We start from the raw sequence: 18,147 nt of genomic DNA, 5'->3' as shown, positions 1-18,147 counted from the left end.
GACCTGGAGATCTCTATGAACAAATTAACCGCCGCCATCATTCTCGCAGCTGGATTGAGCAGCGCCTGGTCCGTGGCCGAGGCCGCCGATCCAATCAAGGTCGAATCCCAGGGCAGCGTGATCGGGGACGACGTGCTCTACAGTATCGGTGGTGGCAGCGCCGTTCAGATGGGCAGCGCTGGCCAGATGGAAAGCATCACCGTCGGCGCTGGCTGGCAGAACAATCTGGTCTGCGGAAACATGGACCTCAGCAACACCCTGCAGAATCAGCTGAACGGCGCTACTCAGGGTTTCCAGCAGATCATGGGCAGTGTCATCCAGAACGCGACCGGCGCAGTCACGTCACTGCCGGCGTTGATCCTGCAGCGAGCCAATCCCGCCCTCTACAACCTGCTGACGAACGGGATCCTGCAGGCGCGCCTGGACTACGACCGATCGAAGGGAACCTGCAGGGCTATGGCCGAGCGGATGGCCGATATTGCGGGTAGCCAGATGGGGTGGGGTAAGGTTGCCGAGGGACAGAAGATGGGGCAAGCCTTGGCATCCGGCTCCGATGCCGTTGCTGTGGTTGACCAGGTCGAGGAAGCACCAGGATCCAATGGCGTGACCTGGGTAGGCGGGAAACAGGCCGGTGGCAATGGGCAGCAGCCCATCAAAGTGGTTGGAGACGTCGCCAAAGCAGGCTACAACCTCCTCAACAACCGCGCGGTTCAGGACACCTCGAGCATCCCGCAGTCCAGCTGCTCCAATGGATTGGTGTGCGGCAGTTGGGAATCTCCGGCCGAAGCCGCCCAGTTCGCAAACCGCGTCCTGGGTGAGCAGCAGCTCCAGACCTGCGAAGGCTGCACCACCACCTCGACTCCGGGTGTGGGCCTGACGCCACTGATCCAGGAGACATACGACAAGAAGCTCGCGGCACTGCAGGAGCTCTTGAAGCCCAGAACACAGATCACCTCTGAGAAGCTGCGTGAGGCAAGCAGCGACTCCCTCCCCATCACCCGCGGCGTCGTTACAGCCCTCCGCGACGAGCGGGATCAGGCGGTGCTGGCCTCCCGCCTGGCATCCGAGGTCGCCCTGGCCGATGTCCTGGAGAAAGGACTCCTGCTGCAGCGCATGCTGATTACAGGCAGCAAGGAACCCAACGTGAATGCGAACAAGCTTGCCGTTGAGGCCACGCTCGGCCAGGTCGACACGCTTCAGCAGCTCATCAGCAACCTCAAGACCGAGCTCGACATGCGGCAGCAGCTCGCCAACAACTCCCCGATGAAGATCATCGAGCGCAGCAAGGCGCGCTCCGAAAACTCTCGCTCGGTTTACGACGCGGCTCCTGAGCAGGATCGCCTGCTTCAGCTGCAGAAGCCTGCTGGCAAGGAGTGACCATGGCCGAAGATGTCGAGAAAAAAGTACACCCCCTCAAGGTCCTGCTGGGAGGCGTGGTACTGAGCGTGGTGATGCTGGTTCTGAGCGTGTTGCTCGGCATCATCGCGGTCAATCATCTGGGCGCATTCGACACCTGGTTGAAGTGGCGCGAGGGCAATTACCTGCCACTGCTGCTATGGCGACTTGCCCTCTACGGCAGCATCGTCTTCGCCTGGTTGAAACTCAAGGCACGCCTGCCCGGGGCTGAATCTGGTCAACCATCCAGGGGGACTCAGCGGATCGAGTTTCTGGTGCTCCTGCTGTTCGTGATCATCGAAATCTCGAAAGCACCCATAACCTGGTCGGAGGTGCTATGACGCTCTACACGAACGACTACCTGGAGTATTACCTCACCCTTGTAGGGTGGATCATCAACAACGGGATCTGGGACATGATCTCCGACACGGGCCTGTTCGCCCTGCCCTTCATCATCATCGTCGCCCGGGAGTGGATCAAGGTCCGAGGAGAAGGCGCCGACGAGGGCAACAAGGGGGTACTTTCCCTGGCTCGCATTGAAACCCAGCTGTATGTCGGGTACGTGGTTGTTTCACTGTGCGCTGTGCCAGCCATCTCTGTGGGGTTTGACACTCTGCAGTTTGACCAGGCGCGGGGGAAGCAGTGCCAGGTGCTGACGCCGGCCCCCTCGGAGACAGGCTGGAACACGACCTTCAGTTCGTTGGCCGGCAAGAGCGCGAAGGTGCCGGTCTGGTGGGCGCTCGTCCACGCGCTGTCGAAGGGGTTGAATAGCGGTGCCGTTGCATCAATCCCCTGCGGTACCGATCTCAGGCAAATGCGCATGGAGGTCGACGCGATGAGGATCGGCAACCCTCTGCTTGCGCAAGAGGTAGCTGACTTCACCCATGATTGCTTCGGTCCTTCCCGCGCGCGCCTATTTATGCGTCAGCCTGACATTGGGTCGATCGCCAAAGACCAGAAGGCTCTGCAGGACCTGAACTGGATCGGGTCTCACTACCTGCTCAATACGTCCGGTTACTACGACACGGATTACTCCAGAACACCACGCGCATCCTGGCCGTATGACACGAAGCGTGATGATGGCATGCCCCAGGTGACCGGCGGTGGTGGCTACCCCACCTGCAAGCAGTGGTGGTCAGATGGGAACATCGGCCTGCGGGATCGTCTGAAAGCCCAAGTCGATCCAAGCCTGCTGAACCAGTTCCTCGGGTGGGCAAAGTGGTTGTCCCAGGAGGAAGTCACCGACTCGATGATTCGCCAGCTCGTGTCGCCATCCAGCCAGGTCAATGGAGACGTCTACACCGACTATGGCGGGCAGATCGATGGAACCGTATGGAATGGCCTTGCTCGGGCAGGGGGCACATTGGGGGTCGCAGTCGGCTCGCTGGCCTTCTTCCCGGCCATGGACATGGTGCGCCAAGCCTTACCGATGGTAGTGGCCTTCCTCAAGATGGCCATGGTCATCTGCATTCCACTGGTACTGATAATCGGGGCCTATCAGCTGAAAGTTGCCATGACCATGTCAGTAACAATGTTCGCGTTGATATTCGTAGACTTCTGGTTTCAACTTGCAAGATGGGTCGACAGCACAATCATCGACGTTTTGTACGGTTCGGGCTCTCCGCACTTATCCTTTGATCCTGTGATGGGGTTGAATACCACCACGCAAGACGCGATTCTAAACTTCGTAATGGGTTCGATGTTCCTCATCCTCCCCACCTTCTGGGTAGTTGCTCTCGGCTGGGCAGGGATACAAACGGGGAATATCATCGGAGGGCTCACCAACGGAACGAAGGATATACAAACCGCTGGATCGCAAGGAGGGAGTGTAGCCAAGGACGCAATAAAATCCGGGTCAACATAAATGGCTATGGCCAGAGACCTGGCCATAACCTGAAACAGAATCAGTCCTTGAAGTGCATATTGTAATCAGGATGCTCATGCTCACCGTAGAAGGGTGCCCTGTATGAATCATCGTCTGATCCGCGAGCAGGGGCATCCTCTTTCAGCATGCCTGAAAGCAGAGAGGAGTTCCCTGTCGACAAAGCCCAGATAGACAGCCCTACACAGCCGATGCTTAAAAGTGAACCAAGAATGGCGCTCAGCGAATTGGTTAGGAACAGAGCTAAGGCGGTAAAAACCACCACTCTTTTACCCCACCGTACAAGAGAGTTCTTGTCGAAGAGACAGAAGCGTACCACTGCACCACAGGCCCGGCCCAAGCGGAAGGCAATCGAGTTTTTGGTTGCTGTAGTCATGTTCCATCTCCTTGCTCAGTGAGAGCACCTTGCCATCATGTATACGACACCTTTGGCAATTTCGCAAGAGACATGGCATAAAGTGCCATACCACTCATCAGGTCCACATCTATGGCAACCCATAACGTAGTCCTTCCTAAGCCGATGGAGCAGTCCATTGATGATCTCGTTAAGACTGGTCGGTATCAGAACTTCAGCGAGGTCGTGCGAGCGGGCATTCGGATGCTGCTCGAGCATGAAGCAGCTGAGGCAGCCAGACTCGATGCACTGCGGAACGCGACATCAGTAGGAATCATGCAGGTCGAAGCAGGCCAGTATGATGAAATCGACCCGGCCAATCTGGCGGCCTACCTCGACAATCTTGGAAGACTGGCGAGTGACAAGGCATGAGTAGAATCATGGTTCGCATGACACCCCAGGCACGCACCGACATCGCCGATACGCTCCGTTTCACACAGGTGAGGCTCGGTGAGTCCGTCAGGAATCGGTATCAAGACCTGCTACAGACAACATTCCATTCCATCGCGGAACAGCCGACACTGCCCGGCAGCATGATGCGCGATGAGCTTTCACCGGGTCTTCGCAGTCTGCATCTGTCATTCAACGTGATGAAAGTGGCTGACGGTCGCTTGTTAAGCCCCCGGCATATAGTGTTCTACCGTACTGGGACAGACCAGGCAGTTGAGATACTACGCATTCTCCATGACGCGATGGAGGTCGCTCAGAACTTGAACCACCTGCATCAGGAGTAAAAGGTAAATGGTTCAGAGGCAAATGGATTTAAATGGATAATGGAATGGACCACAAGGGTAAAAGCCCTATCCGAAAGGGCTGGACCAAAAGGATTTCTGTGATGGATGCAACTGCCTTTTCGAAGCTATTTTCGCCAATGCCCACTTTACCCGCAGAGTACCAAGTCTTAGCAGAAAGGGCTGAACGCGACCTTCTTGGGCTGCTTATGCTCTGGAACGACAGGGACCTCGTGCAAGACGTTGAACCAAGTTGGTTCACGAGCCATCAGCATTACCTAATTTTCCGGGGGATTGAAACAGCGATAGAAGCTAACTCTAGCTTCGACGTAGTGACAGTTGTAGAGATACTAGAGAAGTCCGGAAAGCTGGAACAGGCTGGCGGACTGTTATACCTGAGAGATATCGCGATCAAGAGCCCGGACCTTGCAACCTGGCAAATTGCACATGTACTTCAAGGCTTCGCAAAAATGAGGTTTGCGATGACTTCCAAAAACGGTCTTCGCTGTATTGTAAGATTGGAAGATGCTCTACTACATGGCTGGAATCATGGAGCATCTTGGTATAGTTCTGGTACCCAATTGGTAAACTACGAGGCACCACTCATTCTTGAGCTTCTGGACGACAACTCAGAATGGGTATGTTATTCGTTCGCGGATGAGGTTGAGGCTGAGCAGTTCTTCGCGCAATGATGGCAATATGCCTCAAAATATGCGGCTGAGCGACTGCTGATTTAAGCTTGATAGCAAACCGCCATTCAGGGAAAAGCCCGCTCCATGTGTACCCATGGAGCAACCTATGCAACTCCTCTCATGGTTGAGCCGCAAAGCGGCCAAGCCAACGCCAGAAGCCTCACCGCAAGGCTTCCACCTGCCGGCGAAGCCTGCAGCGCTCCTGCAGAGCCCACTCCGCCAGCAGCTCCTGGAGAACATCTGGCGTCGGGCTTCGCTCTCACGAGCTCAGTTCAACACCCTCTATCGCCAGCCACTCGAGCGCTACGCCGAGCTGGTGCAGCTGCTCCCTGCTTCAGAGAACCATCACCATGCCCACCTTGGTGGCCTCCTGGACCATGGCCTGGAGATCATGGCTTACGCTCTCAAGATCCGTCAGACACATCTCCTGCCGATCGGGGCTCCACCTGAGTCACAGTCGGCTCAGGCAGAAGCCTGGACAGCGGCAGCGGCCTACGGCGCGTTGCTGCATGATCTGGGCAAGATTGCGGTTGATGTTCGTGTGGAGCTCGAGGATGGGCAACTGTGGCACCCATGGCATGGTCCTATCACCCGGCCCTACAGGTTCAGGTACGTGAAAGGCAGGGAGTATCAACTGCATGGTGCTGCATCAGCCTTGGTTTACACGCAGGTCCTGGACAGCGGGATCCTGGACTGGCTCAGTGGGTTCCCTGAACTGTGGAGGCAGTTGATATACCTCCTCGCCGGCCAACACGAGCACGCCGGCATCCTGGCAGAAATTGTGGTTCAGGCAGATAAAGCCTCCGTCGCCCAGCAACTGGGCGGGAATCCAGAGCGGGCACTCGCCGCCCCCAAACAGTCCCTTCAGCGTCAGCTGGCTGATGGCTTGCGGTTCCTTGTGCGGGAGAAGCTCAAGCTAAACCACCCAGACGGGCCTTCGGATGGGTGGCTGACGCAGGATGCGCTTTGGCTGGTGAGTAAACCCGCCGCAGACCAGCTCCGAGCATACATGCTGACCCAGGGTATCGAGGGAGTACCAACATCCAACGCCCCCTTCTTCAACATGCTCCAGGACCAGGCAATTATCCAGACAAACGCCCAGGATAAAGCGATTTGGAAAGCCACGATCGATAATGGCCGCGGCTGGAAGAACAACTTCACCTTCTTGAAGATATCGCCTGCGCTCGTGTGGCCCAACCCTGACGATCGTCCCGAGCAGTACGGCGGATCCCTCACCGTGGATGTGGAGCAGGAAGCAGCCGTCGCGCCGAGCCCTGCTGCAGAAACAGTTTGTGGCGTGCCGGAGGACACAATCGACTCCGTTGCCGAAACCCATCAACCACCTCTGCGCCCTCGCCCACTGGTTCAACCAGGCCCAAGTGAAGGGATCCAATCTTCTGAGCGCGAGGAGCTTCTAGCACTGTATAGTAATATCACTGAGCCATCAGAAGAGCTAAGTGCTAGCCAAGGCTCAGCGGCCGCCCCCCCTCCCCATCAAGGAATAGAAGAGGCAGAGGCGGCTGAAGATTCTCTAGCAGCCCCAGCAAGGAATGCTGCACTAAAAGATGTCACCACAATGCCTACCAGTAGTTCACTGGGAGGGAATTTCATCGCCTGGGTAAAAGCAGGCATCGCCTCCCACAAATTGATAATTAACGACACCAAGGCCCTAATCCATACCGTCGATGACACGGCAATGCTGGTAACTCCAGGAATCTTCAAACGCTATGTGCTTGAACATCCGGATCTGGAGAAAAGTGCCGGGAAGCCGGGAACAGCGGCCTGGCAGCAAGTACAGCGTGCATTTGAAAAAGAGAAGACTCACCAGAAGACCAACAAGCAACTGAACATCTGGACCTACGACGTCATCGGTCCGAGGAAGACAACCCAACTCAGGGGCTACCTCATACTTGACCCGAAGCTGCTTTTCGCTGAGCAGCCCATGAATAACCCGAGCTTGCGCAGGGTGACGGAAGGGGCGGCAGAATGACGCCTCAGGAACTGCTGCAAGAGTACCTGGTCGACCATGATCTAAGACAGGCGAGCGCCAAGATTTATGGCGCGGCCATGAAGTCCCTGGAAAAACACTTTGGGAAGGCTGTAGACGTGGAGACCATTGATCGCCGAGACATCCTCGCTTGGCGAAGCAAGGTCATCGAGGGCGGCCTGTCAAAGCGTAGCTGGAACACATACTCGAACCATCTACGCACGATATGGGGCTATGGCATCGAGTACGGAATCCTGCCAGACGCCGGGGCAAACCCCTTCAAAAAAACCACGGTCATCGCACCGAAACGACCGAGCAAGATCATTGCCGGCGAAGCGATACACCAGGCTCGACGGTGGCTGAATAGCCTTGCTGAACAGGAGGCCGCAACCGGGGAGCGTGCCAGGATCACTCCAGCGTGGTTCTGGCTGGCAACTTTCGAGATGTTCTATTACACCGGTATTAGGCTGAATGCACTGCTATGTATCCGACTCCAGGATGTGGACTGGGAGCGGCAGCTGGTCCTAGTTCGCGGCGAAACGGAGAAAACACACCGCGAGTTCCGCATTCCCATCATGGATGGGTTAGCGCCGCACGTTCAGCGCCTCATGGATGAAGCTGGCCGAGCTGGCTTCGCCGCCGAAGACCAACTGTTCAATGTCAACCGGTTCTCTCGGCATTACAAACGTCGGGAGATGAACTCGGACCAGGTCGAAGCGATGTACAAGAAGCTGATCGACAGGCTCGGGGTTCGCATGACGCCGCATCGTTTCCGGCACACGCTGGCGACGGATCTGATGAAGCAGCCGGAAAGGAACATCCACCTAACCAAGAATTTGCTGAATCACTCGAACATCGCGACGACGATGAGCTACATCGAGGCCGACTACGACCATATGCGGGACGTGCTGCATGAGCGAAGCCTGCAGCAAGGCGCATTGCACCTGGTTCGTCGCGTCGATGAAAGCGCCGCGCCCGGCTCACGAACAGGTCAAATCCAAGCCCGTATCGACTCCGGTCGGCGACGCACTGTGGAGCAGAGCCATCATGGAGGGGGTGGTCCTGCACCTGGGCATCAATATCCCCTAGAACATTTCTGTTCCAGCTCTCAGCTCCCGCTTCCCCCTGAGGAACTCTTTTCTCCCACCCTGCTTTTCAGCCTGATGGCATCAAGCATGAGTGCTAAACCTTTCGTGCGCTCTTCATCAGCTGGAGCAGGCTGTGCGTATAGCGCGCGAGCATCCCCATAGAGAAATATCGACGAAAGGCAATCAGCCACCATTCTGATAGCTGAAGCAGCTTAAGGCGGGAATAGCCTGCCCCAGTCATGATGCTAGGAAACTGGCGTCATGCCTTTGGCTGCGCGGGATTTGGGATCCATTCGAGGCGTGATCCGGATGAGCTGATACAGCTCAAAAATGCGCTAAGTCTTTGACTTTTTTGACCCAGAAACGGAAAAACCCGCCATAAGCGGCGGGCTATTCCATATTGACATCACGTCGAAGCGGGCCTAAGGTTCGCTCCAGACGGCTGCAAGACTAGACATGGCTGTGGCAAGCCCCCCTCTCTAGCACTCACGAACCGCTGTGAATATGGTGGGTCGTGTAGGATTCGAACCTACGACCAATTGGTTAAAAGCCAACTGCTCTACCAACTGAGCTAACGACCCGTTGGATGGCGCGTATATTACTGATTTCTCAGAGGAAATCAACACCCCATCATAAATTTTTCAAAAATACCGGGTCGGATCCTCTACACCGGCGGCCTTGAAGCCATCGGCACGCAGGCGGCAGCTGTCGCACTTGCCGCAGGCACGCCCCTCGTCATCGGCCTGGTAGCAGGACACGGTCAGGCTGTAGTCAACGCCCTGGGCGATACCGGCCTGGACGATCTGAGCCTTGCTCAGGTTCTGCAATGGCGCCTGGATACGGAAGCCCTGCCCTTCGACACCTGCCTTGGTGGCCAGGTTGGCCATGCGCTCGAAGGCCTCGACGAACTCGGGGCGGCAGTCCGGGTAGCCGGAGTAGTCGACCGCATTCACCCCGATGAAGATGTCACGGGCTTCGAGCACTTCGGCCCAACCCAGCGCCAGCGAAAGAAACACGGTGTTGCGCGCTGGCACGTAGGTGACCGGAATGCCCTCGCCCGGCGCCTCAGGCACATCGATGGTGCTGTCGGTCAGGGCCGAGCCACCAATGCCGTTGAGGTTAAGGCCAATCACTTTGTGCTCGACGACGCCCAGGTCGCGGGCGACCCGCGCTGCGGCATCGAGTTCGGCACGATGACGCTGGCCGTAGTCAAAACTCATGGTGTAGCAGGCATAGCCTTCGGCCTTGGCCAAAGCCACCACGGTGGCCGAGTCCAGGCCACCGGAAAGCAGGATTACCGCGCGTTTGTCAGTCATGTCTTTTCTCTCAGCGTCCAGGTTCGTCGTTCCACAGCAGCTTGTGCAACTGCATCTGGAAACGCACGGGCAGGTTGTCGGCGACGATCCAGTCGGCCAGGTCGGTGGCACTCACCTGATGGTGGCTGGGCGAAAACAGCACTTCGCCCGCTCGCTCGGCCAGGTTGAACTGAATCAGCTTGGAGACCGCCCAGTCGTAGTCCTCGCGGGAACAGATGACGAACTTGACCTGGTCGTTGCGGGTCAGCAGCTCGATGTTCTCGTAGCGGTTGCGGTGAGATTCCTCGGAGCCAGGGGTCTTGAGGTCGACCACGCGGCTTACCCGGGTATCGGTGCCGGCGATGTCGAGGGCGCCGCTGGTTTCCAGCGATACCTCGTAGCCCGCGTCGCACAGGCGCTGCAACAGTGGCAAGGCGTTGGGCTGGGCCAGCGGCTCGCCTCCGGTGACACAGACGTAGCGTGGCTTGAAGCCGGCCACCTGCTCGAGGATCGAATCGAGGGTGCGCACAGTGCCGCCACTGAAGGCGTAGGCGCTGTCGCAGTACTGACAACGCAGGGGGCAACCGGTGAGGCGCACGAATACCGTGGGCAGCCCAGCCGTTCGCGTTTCACCCTGCAACGAGTAAAAGACTTCGGTGATGCGTAATGTGTCTTGCATGATCGCCACGGGCGTGACAGCTGAACAGGCTGTCCGCCTCCGTCAGGCACTGTCGCGGACTCGACATGGCGTTATCCGCGGCAGCGTGTTTACAAAAAATGGGGTACGGATTCTAACGAAAAAACCCGCGACAGGCGCGGGTTTCTTTCAAACGTGTTGCTCAGAGCTTTTGCAGGTCGCGTTGCGCCAGTTGCGCGGCGGAGGTGCCGGGGTACTGGGTGATGACCTGTTGCAGGATACCCTTGACCTTGTCGGTGTGGCCCATGCGGCGCTCGACGTCGGCCAGCTTGTAGAGCGAGTCAGGTACCTTGCTGTGCTGCGGGTACAGCTGGCTGACCTTGGCGAAGGCCTGGCCGGCGCCCTGCAGGTCGCCCTTGGCGAGGTTGACTTCGCCGAGCCAGTACTGGGCGTTGCCGGCGTACTGGCTGTTGGGGTACTTGCGCAGGAAGGCAGCGAAGGCCTGGCTGGCCTTGTCGAAGTCCTTCTGCTTGATCAGGTCGAAAGCAGCTTCATAGAACAGCTTCTCTTTCGCCGGATCGCCCGGCTCGCCACTGGCGGCCGGTGGCTGCGCGGCGCTTGCGCCGGCAGCGGCACCCGTGGCGGCGTTGACGGCCCCACCGGTGGAAGAATTGTCAGGAGTCGCGGCAGGTGCGGCACCGCTGCCGATGCGGCGGTCGAGATCCTGGTAGCGCTCGAGGTTTTCCTGCTTCATGCGCGACACATCGTTTTGCAGCTCTTCGATGATGCCTTGCTGGCGGGAAAGTTGGTCCTGCATCTGTTGCAGCTGCATGAACAGCTGGCCGTTTGCAGAAGCAGGGGCCGAAGCCCCTGCTCCGGCATAGGCGCCGCTCGTGCCATAACCCGCAGGTGGATAGCCACCCGCGTTGTCATCTACTACGGGAACTGCAGCCCACGCCGAGAAGGGCAGGCTGAGTGCGAGGACGGTCAAAGCACGACGGCACATACGCATAAGAACTTACTTACGCAGTTCTACGCGACGGTTTTGAGCCCAGGACTGCTCGTCGTTACCGGTAGCAACTGGACGCTCTTCGCCGTAGGAAACCAGTTCCAGCTGAGCAGGGGAAACGCCCTGCAGAACCAGGTAGCGTTGAACGGCCTTGGCACGACGCTCACCCAGAGCCATGTTGTACTCGCGGGTGCCGCGCTCGTCAGTGTTGCCTTCCAGAACAACGCGGTTGCCGTTGGACTTCAGGTCCTTGGCGTGAACGTCCAGAGCGCGCATGGCTTCTGGCTTCAGGTCCGAGCTGTCGTATTCGAAGTAGAAGGTGGTGATTGCGCGCAGGGCGGCTTCTTCGCTCAGGGAACCGTCAACAGCGCCAGTGTTGGCACCGTAGCCAGCGTTCGGATCAACAGCGCCTTCACCAGCGTTGTCACCGCCTTTCGAGGAGCAACCTACAGCTACAGCCATGGCCAGAGCCAGCGCAGCGAATTTACCAAACTTCAGCATTTCCATCGTGAAACTCCTAATGAAACCCCAGTGTGTTAAGCAAAAGTATTACGCCGCAATCAGTTCAGGTAAGGGGACCAGGACGGTTCTCTGACTTCACCTTGAGCGGTAGGAAGTGGGAGCCTCACGCGGCCATTAAGCGACACGAGCATCAAGACTCCCCGGCCCTGCTGGCGGGTGGCGTAGATTAGCATGGTGCCGTTTGGCGCAACAGTGGGAGACTCATCAAGACTGGTTTCGGTGAGAATCTTTACACTTCCGCGTTGCAAGTCCTGAGCCGCCACCTTGAAGTTGGTGAAGCCCTGCTGGCGATGGATCATCACCAAGGTCTTTTCATCCGCCGACAGTTTCGGGTTGGCGTTGTAGTTGCCCACGAACGTCACACGCTCGGCACCACCCCCGCTGACCGACTGCTTGTAGATCTGCGGCTTGCCGCCACGGTCGGAAGTGAAGTACAGGGTGTTGCCATCCTTGCCCCAGAACGGTTCGGTATTGATACCAGGGCCCGCGGTGACACGGCTGATCTGGCGCGAGGCCACGTTCATCACATAGATGTCCGGGTTGCCGTCCTTGGACAGCACGAACGCCAGGCGGGTACCGTCAGGCGACCAGGCCGGCGCGCCGTTCAGGCCTTCGAAGTTGGTGACCTGTTCGCGACGACCGGTGTCGATGTGCTGGACAAAGATGCGCGGGCGCTTCTGTTCGAACGAGACATAGGCGATCCGCTTGCCATCCGGCGCGAAGCGTGGCGACAGGATCGGCTCACGCGACTGCAGCAGGGTCACTGCACGGGCACCGTCGTAGTCCGAACGCTGCAGGGTGTAGCGGGTGTTGTTGGTCGAGAAGCGCTCGGCGGTCACGTACAGCATGCGGGTGGAGAAAGCACCCTTGATGCCGGTGAGCTTCTCGAACGACTGGTCGGCGATGTAGTGGGCCATGTCGCGCAGCTGGTCGACGCCACCCGCGACGCTACCGGTCAGCACTTGCTGCTCGGTGGCGACGTTGAACAGGGCGTAGCTCACCTGCAGGCGGCCACCGGACGGCACGATGCTGCCGACCATCACGTACTGCGCGCCCAGCGCCTTCCAGTCACGGAAGATCACTTCGCTGGCCTGGGTTGGCAGGCTGATCATGTTCTGCCGCGGGATCGGCCCGTAGTAACCGGAGTTACGCAGGTCGTTGCTGATGATGTCAGCCATGTCTTCCGGCAGCACGCTACCGCCCTGCACACCAAACGGCACTACTGCAATGGGGGTGGCCCGGTCGCTACCGCTGGTGACCAGGATGTTCTTTTCCTCTGCCATGGCCATGCCTGCCACGCAGCAGAGCAAGACCAGGAGTCCTCTCAGACGTTTAATCACAACGCTAGATCCTCAGGTGTAAATGTCATCTTGAATGAACGATACGGATTGAAATCGCTCGGCTTCAAACCCTGCATCTCGGTCAACCGACCAATGTTCTTCACCGCGGCCACGGCCGAGCTGTCGAACGGGCCGTCGCCACTGGACTTGGCCACGCTCACATTGGTGACAGTGCCGTCCGGCAACATGTTGATCTGCAGAACTACCGTCATGCCCTTGCGCGCAGATGGCGGACGCGCCCAGCCCTCGGCCGCGCGCATGCGGATCAGGTCGTCGAAGTCGCCGGCCACCTGGTCACCCTGCTCGTCGGCCAGCGCCTGCTGCCGCTCGGTGGTGTCGGACAGCAGCTCAGCCAATGCCTGGGCTTTCTTGTCTTCCGCCGCCTTGCGGGCCGCTTCCTGTGCCTTTTTCTTCTGGGCGTCTGCAGCGGCCTTTTTCTTGGCCTCTTCAGCTGCCTTTTTCTTCGCTTCCTCGGCCGCCGCTTTCTTCTTGGCGTCCTCGGCTGCTTTTTTCTTCGCGTCTTCGGCGGCTTTCTTCTTCGCCTCTTCCGCGGCCTCTTTCTTGGCTTCCTCTTCGGCCTGCTTCTTGGCCTCTTCCTCGGCCTTCTTCTTGGCGATGTCGGCCTGCTGCTTTTCAGCGGCCTTCTTCGCTTCTTCGGCTTTCTTCGCCTCAGCGGCTTTCTTCTGCTCGACAGCCTTGGCGGCTTCTTCCGCTTTCTTCGCTTCGGCGGCCTCGCGGGCTTCCTCAGCTTTTTGAGCGGCGTCGGCTTTCTTTTGTTCCGCGGCCTTCACGGCCTCCTGCTCGATCTTCTTCTGCTCCAGCTGCTCGACCTCGGTCTGGCGCGAAGCGGTTTTCTTCGCTTCCCCGGCAATCTTCTGATTGGTCTGGGTGGTCGCCTGGCTCTTCGATTTGAGCTGATAGAGCGTGGCCTGGACGATAGGCTTGGAAGGCGGCAGCTCGGGCGTCATGGCAAAGCTGACAAACAGCATGCCGAACACCAGCACGTGCAGGCCAATGGCCCAGACACTGGGCCAGAAGTAGCTTTCCGAGGCGGATGGCTCTCGCTGCTGCATCAGGGCGCCTCGGTAATCAGGCCAACGTTACCGACACCGGCCTTCTGCAACCCGCCCATGGCACCCATGACCGCGCCATAGTCGACAGCCTTGTCGCCTCGAATGAAGACCTGGGTCTGTTTGCCCTGGTCACGACCGGCGGCGATGATCTTGGTTACCGCACCGGTCATCTCCGGCAGGGTCATGGCCTTGTCCATCTGCTTGTCGGTGTCGACTTCGCTACCGAGGTTCCAGTAGTAAGTCTTGTCGGCCTTGATCGAGATAGTCAGAATCTGGACGTTGTTGTCCTGCGGCAGGGCTTCGCTGGAAACCTTGGGCAGATCCACCTTCACGCCCTGGTTGAGCATGGGGGCGGTCACCATGAAGATGACCAGCAGCACCAACATCACGTCGATGTAGGGCACCACGTTCATCTCGGCGACCGGCTTGCGTTTGTGGCGAACTCGGGCCATGGGTTTCTACCTGATCACTCTTCGCTGGTGTGTACTTTACGGTGCAGGATCGCCTGGAACTCATCGGCGAAGGTGTAGTAGCGGCCGATCAGTACTTCACTGCGCGCGGCAAAGCGGTTGTAGGCGATGACCGCCGGAATCGCGGCGAACAGGCCGATCGCGGTGGCGACCAAGGCCTCGGCAATACCGGGGGCCACGGTGGCCAGCGTGGCCTGCTGGGCACTGGCCAGGCCGCGGAAGGAGTTCATGATGCCCCAGACGGTACCGAACAAACCGATGTACGGGCTGGTGGAACCGACGGTGGCGAGGAACGGCAGGCTCTGCTCGAGCTTTTCTTCCTCACGGGAGATGGCGACGCGCATGGCACGGCCAACACCTTCCATCACCGCGTCCGGGTCGACACCCGGCTGCTGGCGCAGACGCGAGAACTCCTTGAAACCGGCACGGAACACCTGCTCGACACCCGAGTCCGGGTCCGGGTTGCTGCCCGCCTGGCGATACAGCTTCGACAGGTCGATGCCCGACCAGAAGCGCTCTTCGAAGGCGTCCAGTGCACGACGACCAGCGCGCAGCATGGTGCTGCGCTGGAAGATCATGATCCAGGACGTTACCGAGGCGGCCACCAGGGTGAGCATTACCAGCTGAACCACGACACTGGCATTGGCGACCAGGCTCCACATGGAGGTATGGTCGACGACGTTTGCTTCCACGCTTATTCTCCTGCGTTGGATTGAGTACCCGCACCATCCGCCAGGAACGCGTCGCGCAGCGCTGGGGGAATGGCCCGGGGTTTGAAGGTGTCGGCACGCACGGCGGCCACCAGGAACTGCCCCTCACAGAGCAGCGTTGCATCCTTTTCCCGCCAGACCTGCTGCACGAAGCGCAGGCTGGCGCGATTCAATTCAAGTACTTGCGCGGTTACCCGCAGTTCATCGTCCAACCGCGCCGGCGCGTGGTAGCGCGCTTCGCTGGAATGGACCACGAACAGGAGGTTGTCACCGGCCAGCTGTGCCTGGGAGAAGCCCAGATGACGCAGACGCTCGGTGCGCGCACGCTCCATGAACTTGAGGTAGTTGACGTAATACACCACGCCACCCGCGTCGGTATCCTCGTAATAGACGCGACAGCGGTGTGCGAAGGGTTCCAGCCCATTTTGCGCGCGCATACTCTAGTGCTTACTCCTGTGCTTGCCAATCCGCCCCGGCAACTGTTTTTGCATCGATAATGTCGTATTGCCAGTTCGCCCTGCACATGCCAGCGGTAGGACCATGAAAATCCCGATTCGATCTGTCATTCGTCGTCTTGGGCGGCATATTCGCCACCTTCGCAGAAGCGCCCGGGAATATTCAGGCCGAAATGCAGGTAGGCATGTCGGGTGACCACGCGGCCTCGCGGGGTGCGCATGATGTAGCCCTGCTGGATCAGATAGGGCTCGAGCACGTCCTCGATGGTGTGGCGCTCTTCGCCGATCGCCGCGGCGATGTTGTCGAGCCCCACCGGACCACCGTCGAACTTCTCGATCATGGTCAGCAGCAGACGCCGGTCGGAGTGATCGAAGCCACGTTCGTCGACATCCAGCAGGTTCAGTGCCATGTCGGCGACCGCCTTGGTGATCTCGCCCTTGCCACGTACTTCGGCGTAGTCGCGTACCCGCCGCAGCAGACGGTTGGCGATCCGGGGCGTGCCCCGCGCCCGCCGGGCAATCTCGAAGGCGCCCTTGTCATCCATCGGCAGGCCGAGAATACCAGCCGAACGACTGACGATGGTGGCTAGATCCTTGTTGCTGTAGAACTCCAGGCGCTGGACGATACCGAAACGGTCGCGCAGCGGGTTGGTCAGCATGCCGGCGCGAGTGGTGGCGCCAACCAGGGTGAACGGCGGCAGGTCGAGCTTGATCGAGCGCGCGGCGGGGCCTTCGCCGATCATGATGTCCAGCTGGAAGTCCTCCATCGCCGGATAGAGCACCTCTTCTACCACTGGCGACAACCGATGAATCTCGTCGATGAACAGCACGTCATGAGGTTCAAGATTGGTCAGCATCGCCGCGAGGTCACCGGGGCGCTCGAGGATCGGACCCGAGGTGCTCTTGACCGACACGCCCATCTCCTGGGCGATGATGTTGGCCAGAGTGGTCTTGCCCAGGCCTGGCGGGCCGAAGATCAGGGTGTGGTCGAGGGACTCATTGCGCCCGCGCGCGGCCTGGATGAACAGTGCCATCTGCTCGCGCACCACCGGCTGGCCGATATACTCGTCCAGGCGCAGCGGGCGGATCGCACGGTCCTGGACTTCTTCACGGTCGCGGCCGCTGGCGGCGATCAGGCGGTCGGTTTCGATCACTTGGTAATCATCCCTTTAAGGCTGCGACGGATCAGTTCCTCACTGCTCAGGCCGGCCTTGTCCTTGATCGCGGCAATCGCCTTGCTCGCTTCTTGCGGCTTGTAGCCCAGGGAGACCAGGGCACTGACCGCATCGGCCTCTGCAGAGGACTCACTAGCCACCGGCAGCGGACCGTCGGAGACCAGGGTGAACATCGCCGGGGAGGTTTCCCACGCCTTGAAGCGGTCCTTGAGTTCGACCAGCAGGCGCTCGGCGGTTTTCTTGCCGACACCGGGCACACGCACCAGGACCGAGGCATCCTGGGCCTGCACGCAGCGCACCAACTCGTCTACCTCGAGGCCGGACATCAGCGCCAGCGCCAGCTTCGGCCCTACGCCATTCAGGCGGATCAGTTCGCGAAACAGCTCGCGCTCGCGCTTTTCTGCGAAACCATAGAGCAGGTGGGCGTCTTCACGCACCACCAGGTGGGTGTGCACGGTCACTGGCTCGCCGACCTTGGGCAGGCGGTACAGGGTGGTCATCGGCACTTCCAGCTCGTAACCCACGCCGTTCACGTCGATAATCAGGTGCGGCGGCTGTTTTTCCGCCAGGGTGCCACGCAAACGTCCAATCACGTTCCGATCCTTCCTCTCGGGCGCCGGTCGAAAACCGGTCCACCCTATCAGCAAATGCGCCAGGTGAGCGTGCCACCCGGACAAAATGTGTATCAGCGCATGAAGCGGTTACAGACGCAAGCGCCCGCCGCGCCGCCGCGCAGTCGCCAGTCCATGGGGAATCAGGCTGGACCGGGTATGGGCATGGCACAGGGCAATGGCCAGGGCGTCCGAGGCATCGATCTGCGGCTTTTGTGTCAGCTTGAGCAGGTGCATCACCATCATCATCACCTGCTCCTTGTTGGCGCCACCGGTGCCGGCCACGGCCTGCTTGACCTGGCTGGCGGTATATTCGGCGATTTCCAGGCCGGCCTCGGCGGCAGCCACAATCGCCGCACCGCGGGCCTGGCCAAGCTTGAGCGCCGAATCGGCGTTGCGCGCCATGAACACCCTTTCGATGCCCATGGTCACAGGCTCGTGCTGGCGGATGATTTCGCTTACGCCGCGAAAGACGATCTGCAGGCGCTCGTGCAATTCACCGCCGCCAGTGCGAATACAACCCGACGCCACATATTCGCAACCACGGGCGGTCTGGCGGACAACGCCGAAGCCGGTGATGCGCGAACCGGGGTCGATACCAAGAATCAGAGTCATAACGCCTACGGACTTATGAAAATTTGCCGCCCCAATCGCGGGACAAGCCCGCTCCCACAGGTGCAA

At 59.3% G+C, this 18,147-nt stretch carries 21 protein-coding genes and 1 tRNA gene; 8 read left to right on the top strand and 14 right to left on the bottom strand.

Annotated elements, in window-relative coordinates; translation table 11 throughout:
• Positions 1–15 precede the first annotated feature (15 nt).
• The 3 genes from NGM28_RS15045 to NGM28_RS15035 are packed head-to-tail and all read left to right on the top strand — an operon-like array spanning position 16 to position 3,259.
• Entirely contained in the window at positions 16–1,377 is a 1,362-nt protein-coding gene (locus NGM28_RS15045) for an integrating conjugative element protein (RefSeq protein WP_252090618.1), read from the top strand.
• A gap of 2 nt (positions 1,378–1,379) precedes the next feature.
• Entirely contained in the window at positions 1,380–1,736 is a 357-nt protein-coding gene (locus NGM28_RS15040; RefSeq protein WP_252090617.1) for a hypothetical protein, read from the top strand.
• Positions 1,733–3,259, top strand: a complete 1,527-nt coding sequence (locus NGM28_RS15035) for a conjugal transfer protein TraG N-terminal domain-containing protein (RefSeq protein WP_252090616.1) — start codon at positions 1,733–1,735, stop codon at positions 3,257–3,259. Before NGM28_RS15040 ends, NGM28_RS15035 begins: the two co-directional genes overlap by 4 nt.
• A 40-nt stretch (positions 3,260–3,299) precedes the next feature.
• Here the strand turns inward: NGM28_RS15035 and NGM28_RS15030 are convergent, their stop codons facing one another.
• Entirely contained in the window at positions 3,300–3,653 is a 354-nt protein-coding gene (locus tag NGM28_RS15030; RefSeq protein WP_252090615.1) for a hypothetical protein, read from the bottom strand.
• A gap of 111 nt (positions 3,654–3,764) precedes the next feature.
• On the opposite strand from NGM28_RS15030, the gene NGM28_RS15025 reads away from it, so the two are divergent.
• The 5 genes from NGM28_RS15025 to NGM28_RS15005 all read left to right on the top strand — a co-directional run bounded on the left by NGM28_RS15025 (position 3,765) and on the right by NGM28_RS15005 (position 8,331).
• On the top strand, positions 3,765–4,043 hold the full coding sequence (locus tag NGM28_RS15025; RefSeq protein ID WP_252090614.1) for a type II toxin-antitoxin system ParD family antitoxin: 279 nt from the start codon (positions 3,765–3,767) through the stop codon (positions 4,041–4,043).
• A gap of 8 nt (positions 4,044–4,051) precedes the next feature.
• Complete coding sequence (locus NGM28_RS15020; RefSeq protein WP_252090613.1) at positions 4,052–4,405, top strand: type II toxin-antitoxin system RelE/ParE family toxin; 354 nt, start codon at positions 4,052–4,054, stop codon at positions 4,403–4,405.
• Positions 4,406–4,449: 44 nt separating this feature from the next.
• Positions 4,450–5,094 (top strand): DnaB-like helicase N-terminal domain-containing protein, encoded by a 645-nt coding sequence (locus NGM28_RS15015; protein ID WP_252090612.1) that lies wholly within the window; start codon positions 4,450–4,452, stop codon positions 5,092–5,094.
• A gap of 94 nt (positions 5,095–5,188) precedes the next feature.
• Positions 5,189–7,084, top strand: a complete 1,896-nt coding sequence (gene mobH / locus NGM28_RS15010; RefSeq protein WP_502943857.1) for a MobH family relaxase — start codon at positions 5,189–5,191, stop codon at positions 7,082–7,084.
• Entirely contained in the window at positions 7,081–8,331 is a 1,251-nt protein-coding gene (locus NGM28_RS15005; protein WP_252090610.1) for a site-specific integrase, read from the top strand. The genes mobH and NGM28_RS15005 overlap by 4 nt, the downstream gene beginning before the upstream one ends.
• 343 nt (positions 8,332–8,674) lie before the next feature.
• Here NGM28_RS15005 and NGM28_RS15000 read toward each other — a convergent pair.
• The 13 genes from NGM28_RS15000 to ruvC form a co-directional block, all read right to left on the bottom strand.
• Positions 8,675–8,750, bottom strand: a tRNA-Lys gene (locus NGM28_RS15000).
• A gap of 60 nt (positions 8,751–8,810) precedes the next feature.
• Positions 8,811–9,485 carry a 7-cyano-7-deazaguanine synthase QueC gene (gene queC / locus NGM28_RS14995; protein ID WP_252090609.1) on the bottom strand — a complete coding sequence of 225 codons (675 nt, stop codon included), beginning with the start codon at positions 9,483–9,485 and terminating at the stop codon, positions 8,811–8,813.
• A gap of 10 nt (positions 9,486–9,495) precedes the next feature.
• The gene (gene queE / locus NGM28_RS14990; RefSeq protein ID WP_213657923.1) at positions 9,496–10,143 is read right to left on the bottom strand and encodes a 7-carboxy-7-deazaguanine synthase QueE; all 648 of its coding nucleotides are present in this window, start codon (positions 10,141–10,143) and stop codon (positions 9,496–9,498) included.
• 160 nt (positions 10,144–10,303) lie between these two features.
• Complete coding sequence (gene ybgF / locus NGM28_RS14985; RefSeq protein WP_213657924.1) at positions 10,304–11,113, bottom strand: tol-pal system protein YbgF; 810 nt, start codon at positions 11,111–11,113, stop codon at positions 10,304–10,306.
• Positions 11,114–11,119: 6 nt separating this feature from the next.
• Positions 11,120–11,617 (bottom strand): peptidoglycan-associated lipoprotein Pal, encoded by a 498-nt coding sequence (gene pal, locus NGM28_RS14980; RefSeq protein ID WP_008090230.1) that lies wholly within the window; start codon positions 11,615–11,617, stop codon positions 11,120–11,122.
• A 53-nt stretch (positions 11,618–11,670) separates the two neighbouring features.
• Complete coding sequence (gene tolB / locus NGM28_RS14975) at positions 11,671–12,921, bottom strand: Tol-Pal system beta propeller repeat protein TolB (RefSeq protein ID WP_240063862.1); 1,251 nt, start codon at positions 12,919–12,921, stop codon at positions 11,671–11,673.
• A 47-nt stretch (positions 12,922–12,968) separates the two neighbouring features.
• The gene (gene tolA, locus NGM28_RS14970; RefSeq protein WP_213657926.1) at positions 12,969–14,045 is read right to left on the bottom strand and encodes a cell envelope integrity protein TolA; all 1,077 of its coding nucleotides are present in this window, start codon (positions 14,043–14,045) and stop codon (positions 12,969–12,971) included.
• On the bottom strand, positions 14,045–14,497 hold the full coding sequence (gene tolR / locus NGM28_RS14965; protein ID WP_039603824.1) for a protein TolR: 453 nt from the start codon (positions 14,495–14,497) through the stop codon (positions 14,045–14,047). The genes tolA and tolR overlap by 1 nt, the downstream gene beginning before the upstream one ends.
• Positions 14,498–14,511: 14 nt before the next feature.
• Positions 14,512–15,207: a protein TolQ gene (gene tolQ / locus NGM28_RS14960; protein WP_011535156.1), complete on the bottom strand. Its 696-nt coding sequence runs from the start codon at positions 15,205–15,207 to the stop codon at positions 14,512–14,514.
• Positions 15,208–15,209: 2 nt separating this feature from the next.
• Positions 15,210–15,662, bottom strand: coding sequence for a tol-pal system-associated acyl-CoA thioesterase (ybgC, locus tag NGM28_RS14955; RefSeq protein ID WP_213657927.1), 453 nt, complete (start codon positions 15,660–15,662; stop codon positions 15,210–15,212).
• Positions 15,663–15,787: 125 nt separating this feature from the next.
• Complete coding sequence (gene ruvB, locus NGM28_RS14950) at positions 15,788–16,834, bottom strand: Holliday junction branch migration DNA helicase RuvB (RefSeq protein WP_240063769.1); 1,047 nt, start codon at positions 16,832–16,834, stop codon at positions 15,788–15,790.
• Entirely contained in the window at positions 16,831–17,448 is a 618-nt protein-coding gene (ruvA, locus tag NGM28_RS14945) for a Holliday junction branch migration protein RuvA (RefSeq protein ID WP_027919956.1), read from the bottom strand. The genes ruvB and ruvA overlap by 4 nt, the downstream gene beginning before the upstream one ends.
• Before the next feature lie 108 nt (positions 17,449–17,556).
• Positions 17,557–18,081: a crossover junction endodeoxyribonuclease RuvC gene (gene ruvC, locus NGM28_RS14940; RefSeq protein WP_023628699.1), complete on the bottom strand. Its 525-nt coding sequence runs from the start codon at positions 18,079–18,081 to the stop codon at positions 17,557–17,559.
• Positions 18,082–18,147: the final 66 nt, after the last annotated feature.

Origin of the sequence: Pseudomonas sp. MWU13-3659 (assembly GCF_023757525.1) — a bacterium.
In the GTDB taxonomy this organism is placed as follows: Bacteria; Pseudomonadota; Gammaproteobacteria; order Pseudomonadales; family Pseudomonadaceae; genus Aquipseudomonas; species Aquipseudomonas entomophila_E.
The sequence above is the reverse complement of the archived record's forward strand: the minus strand, read 5'-3'. Positions and strand labels throughout refer to the sequence as shown.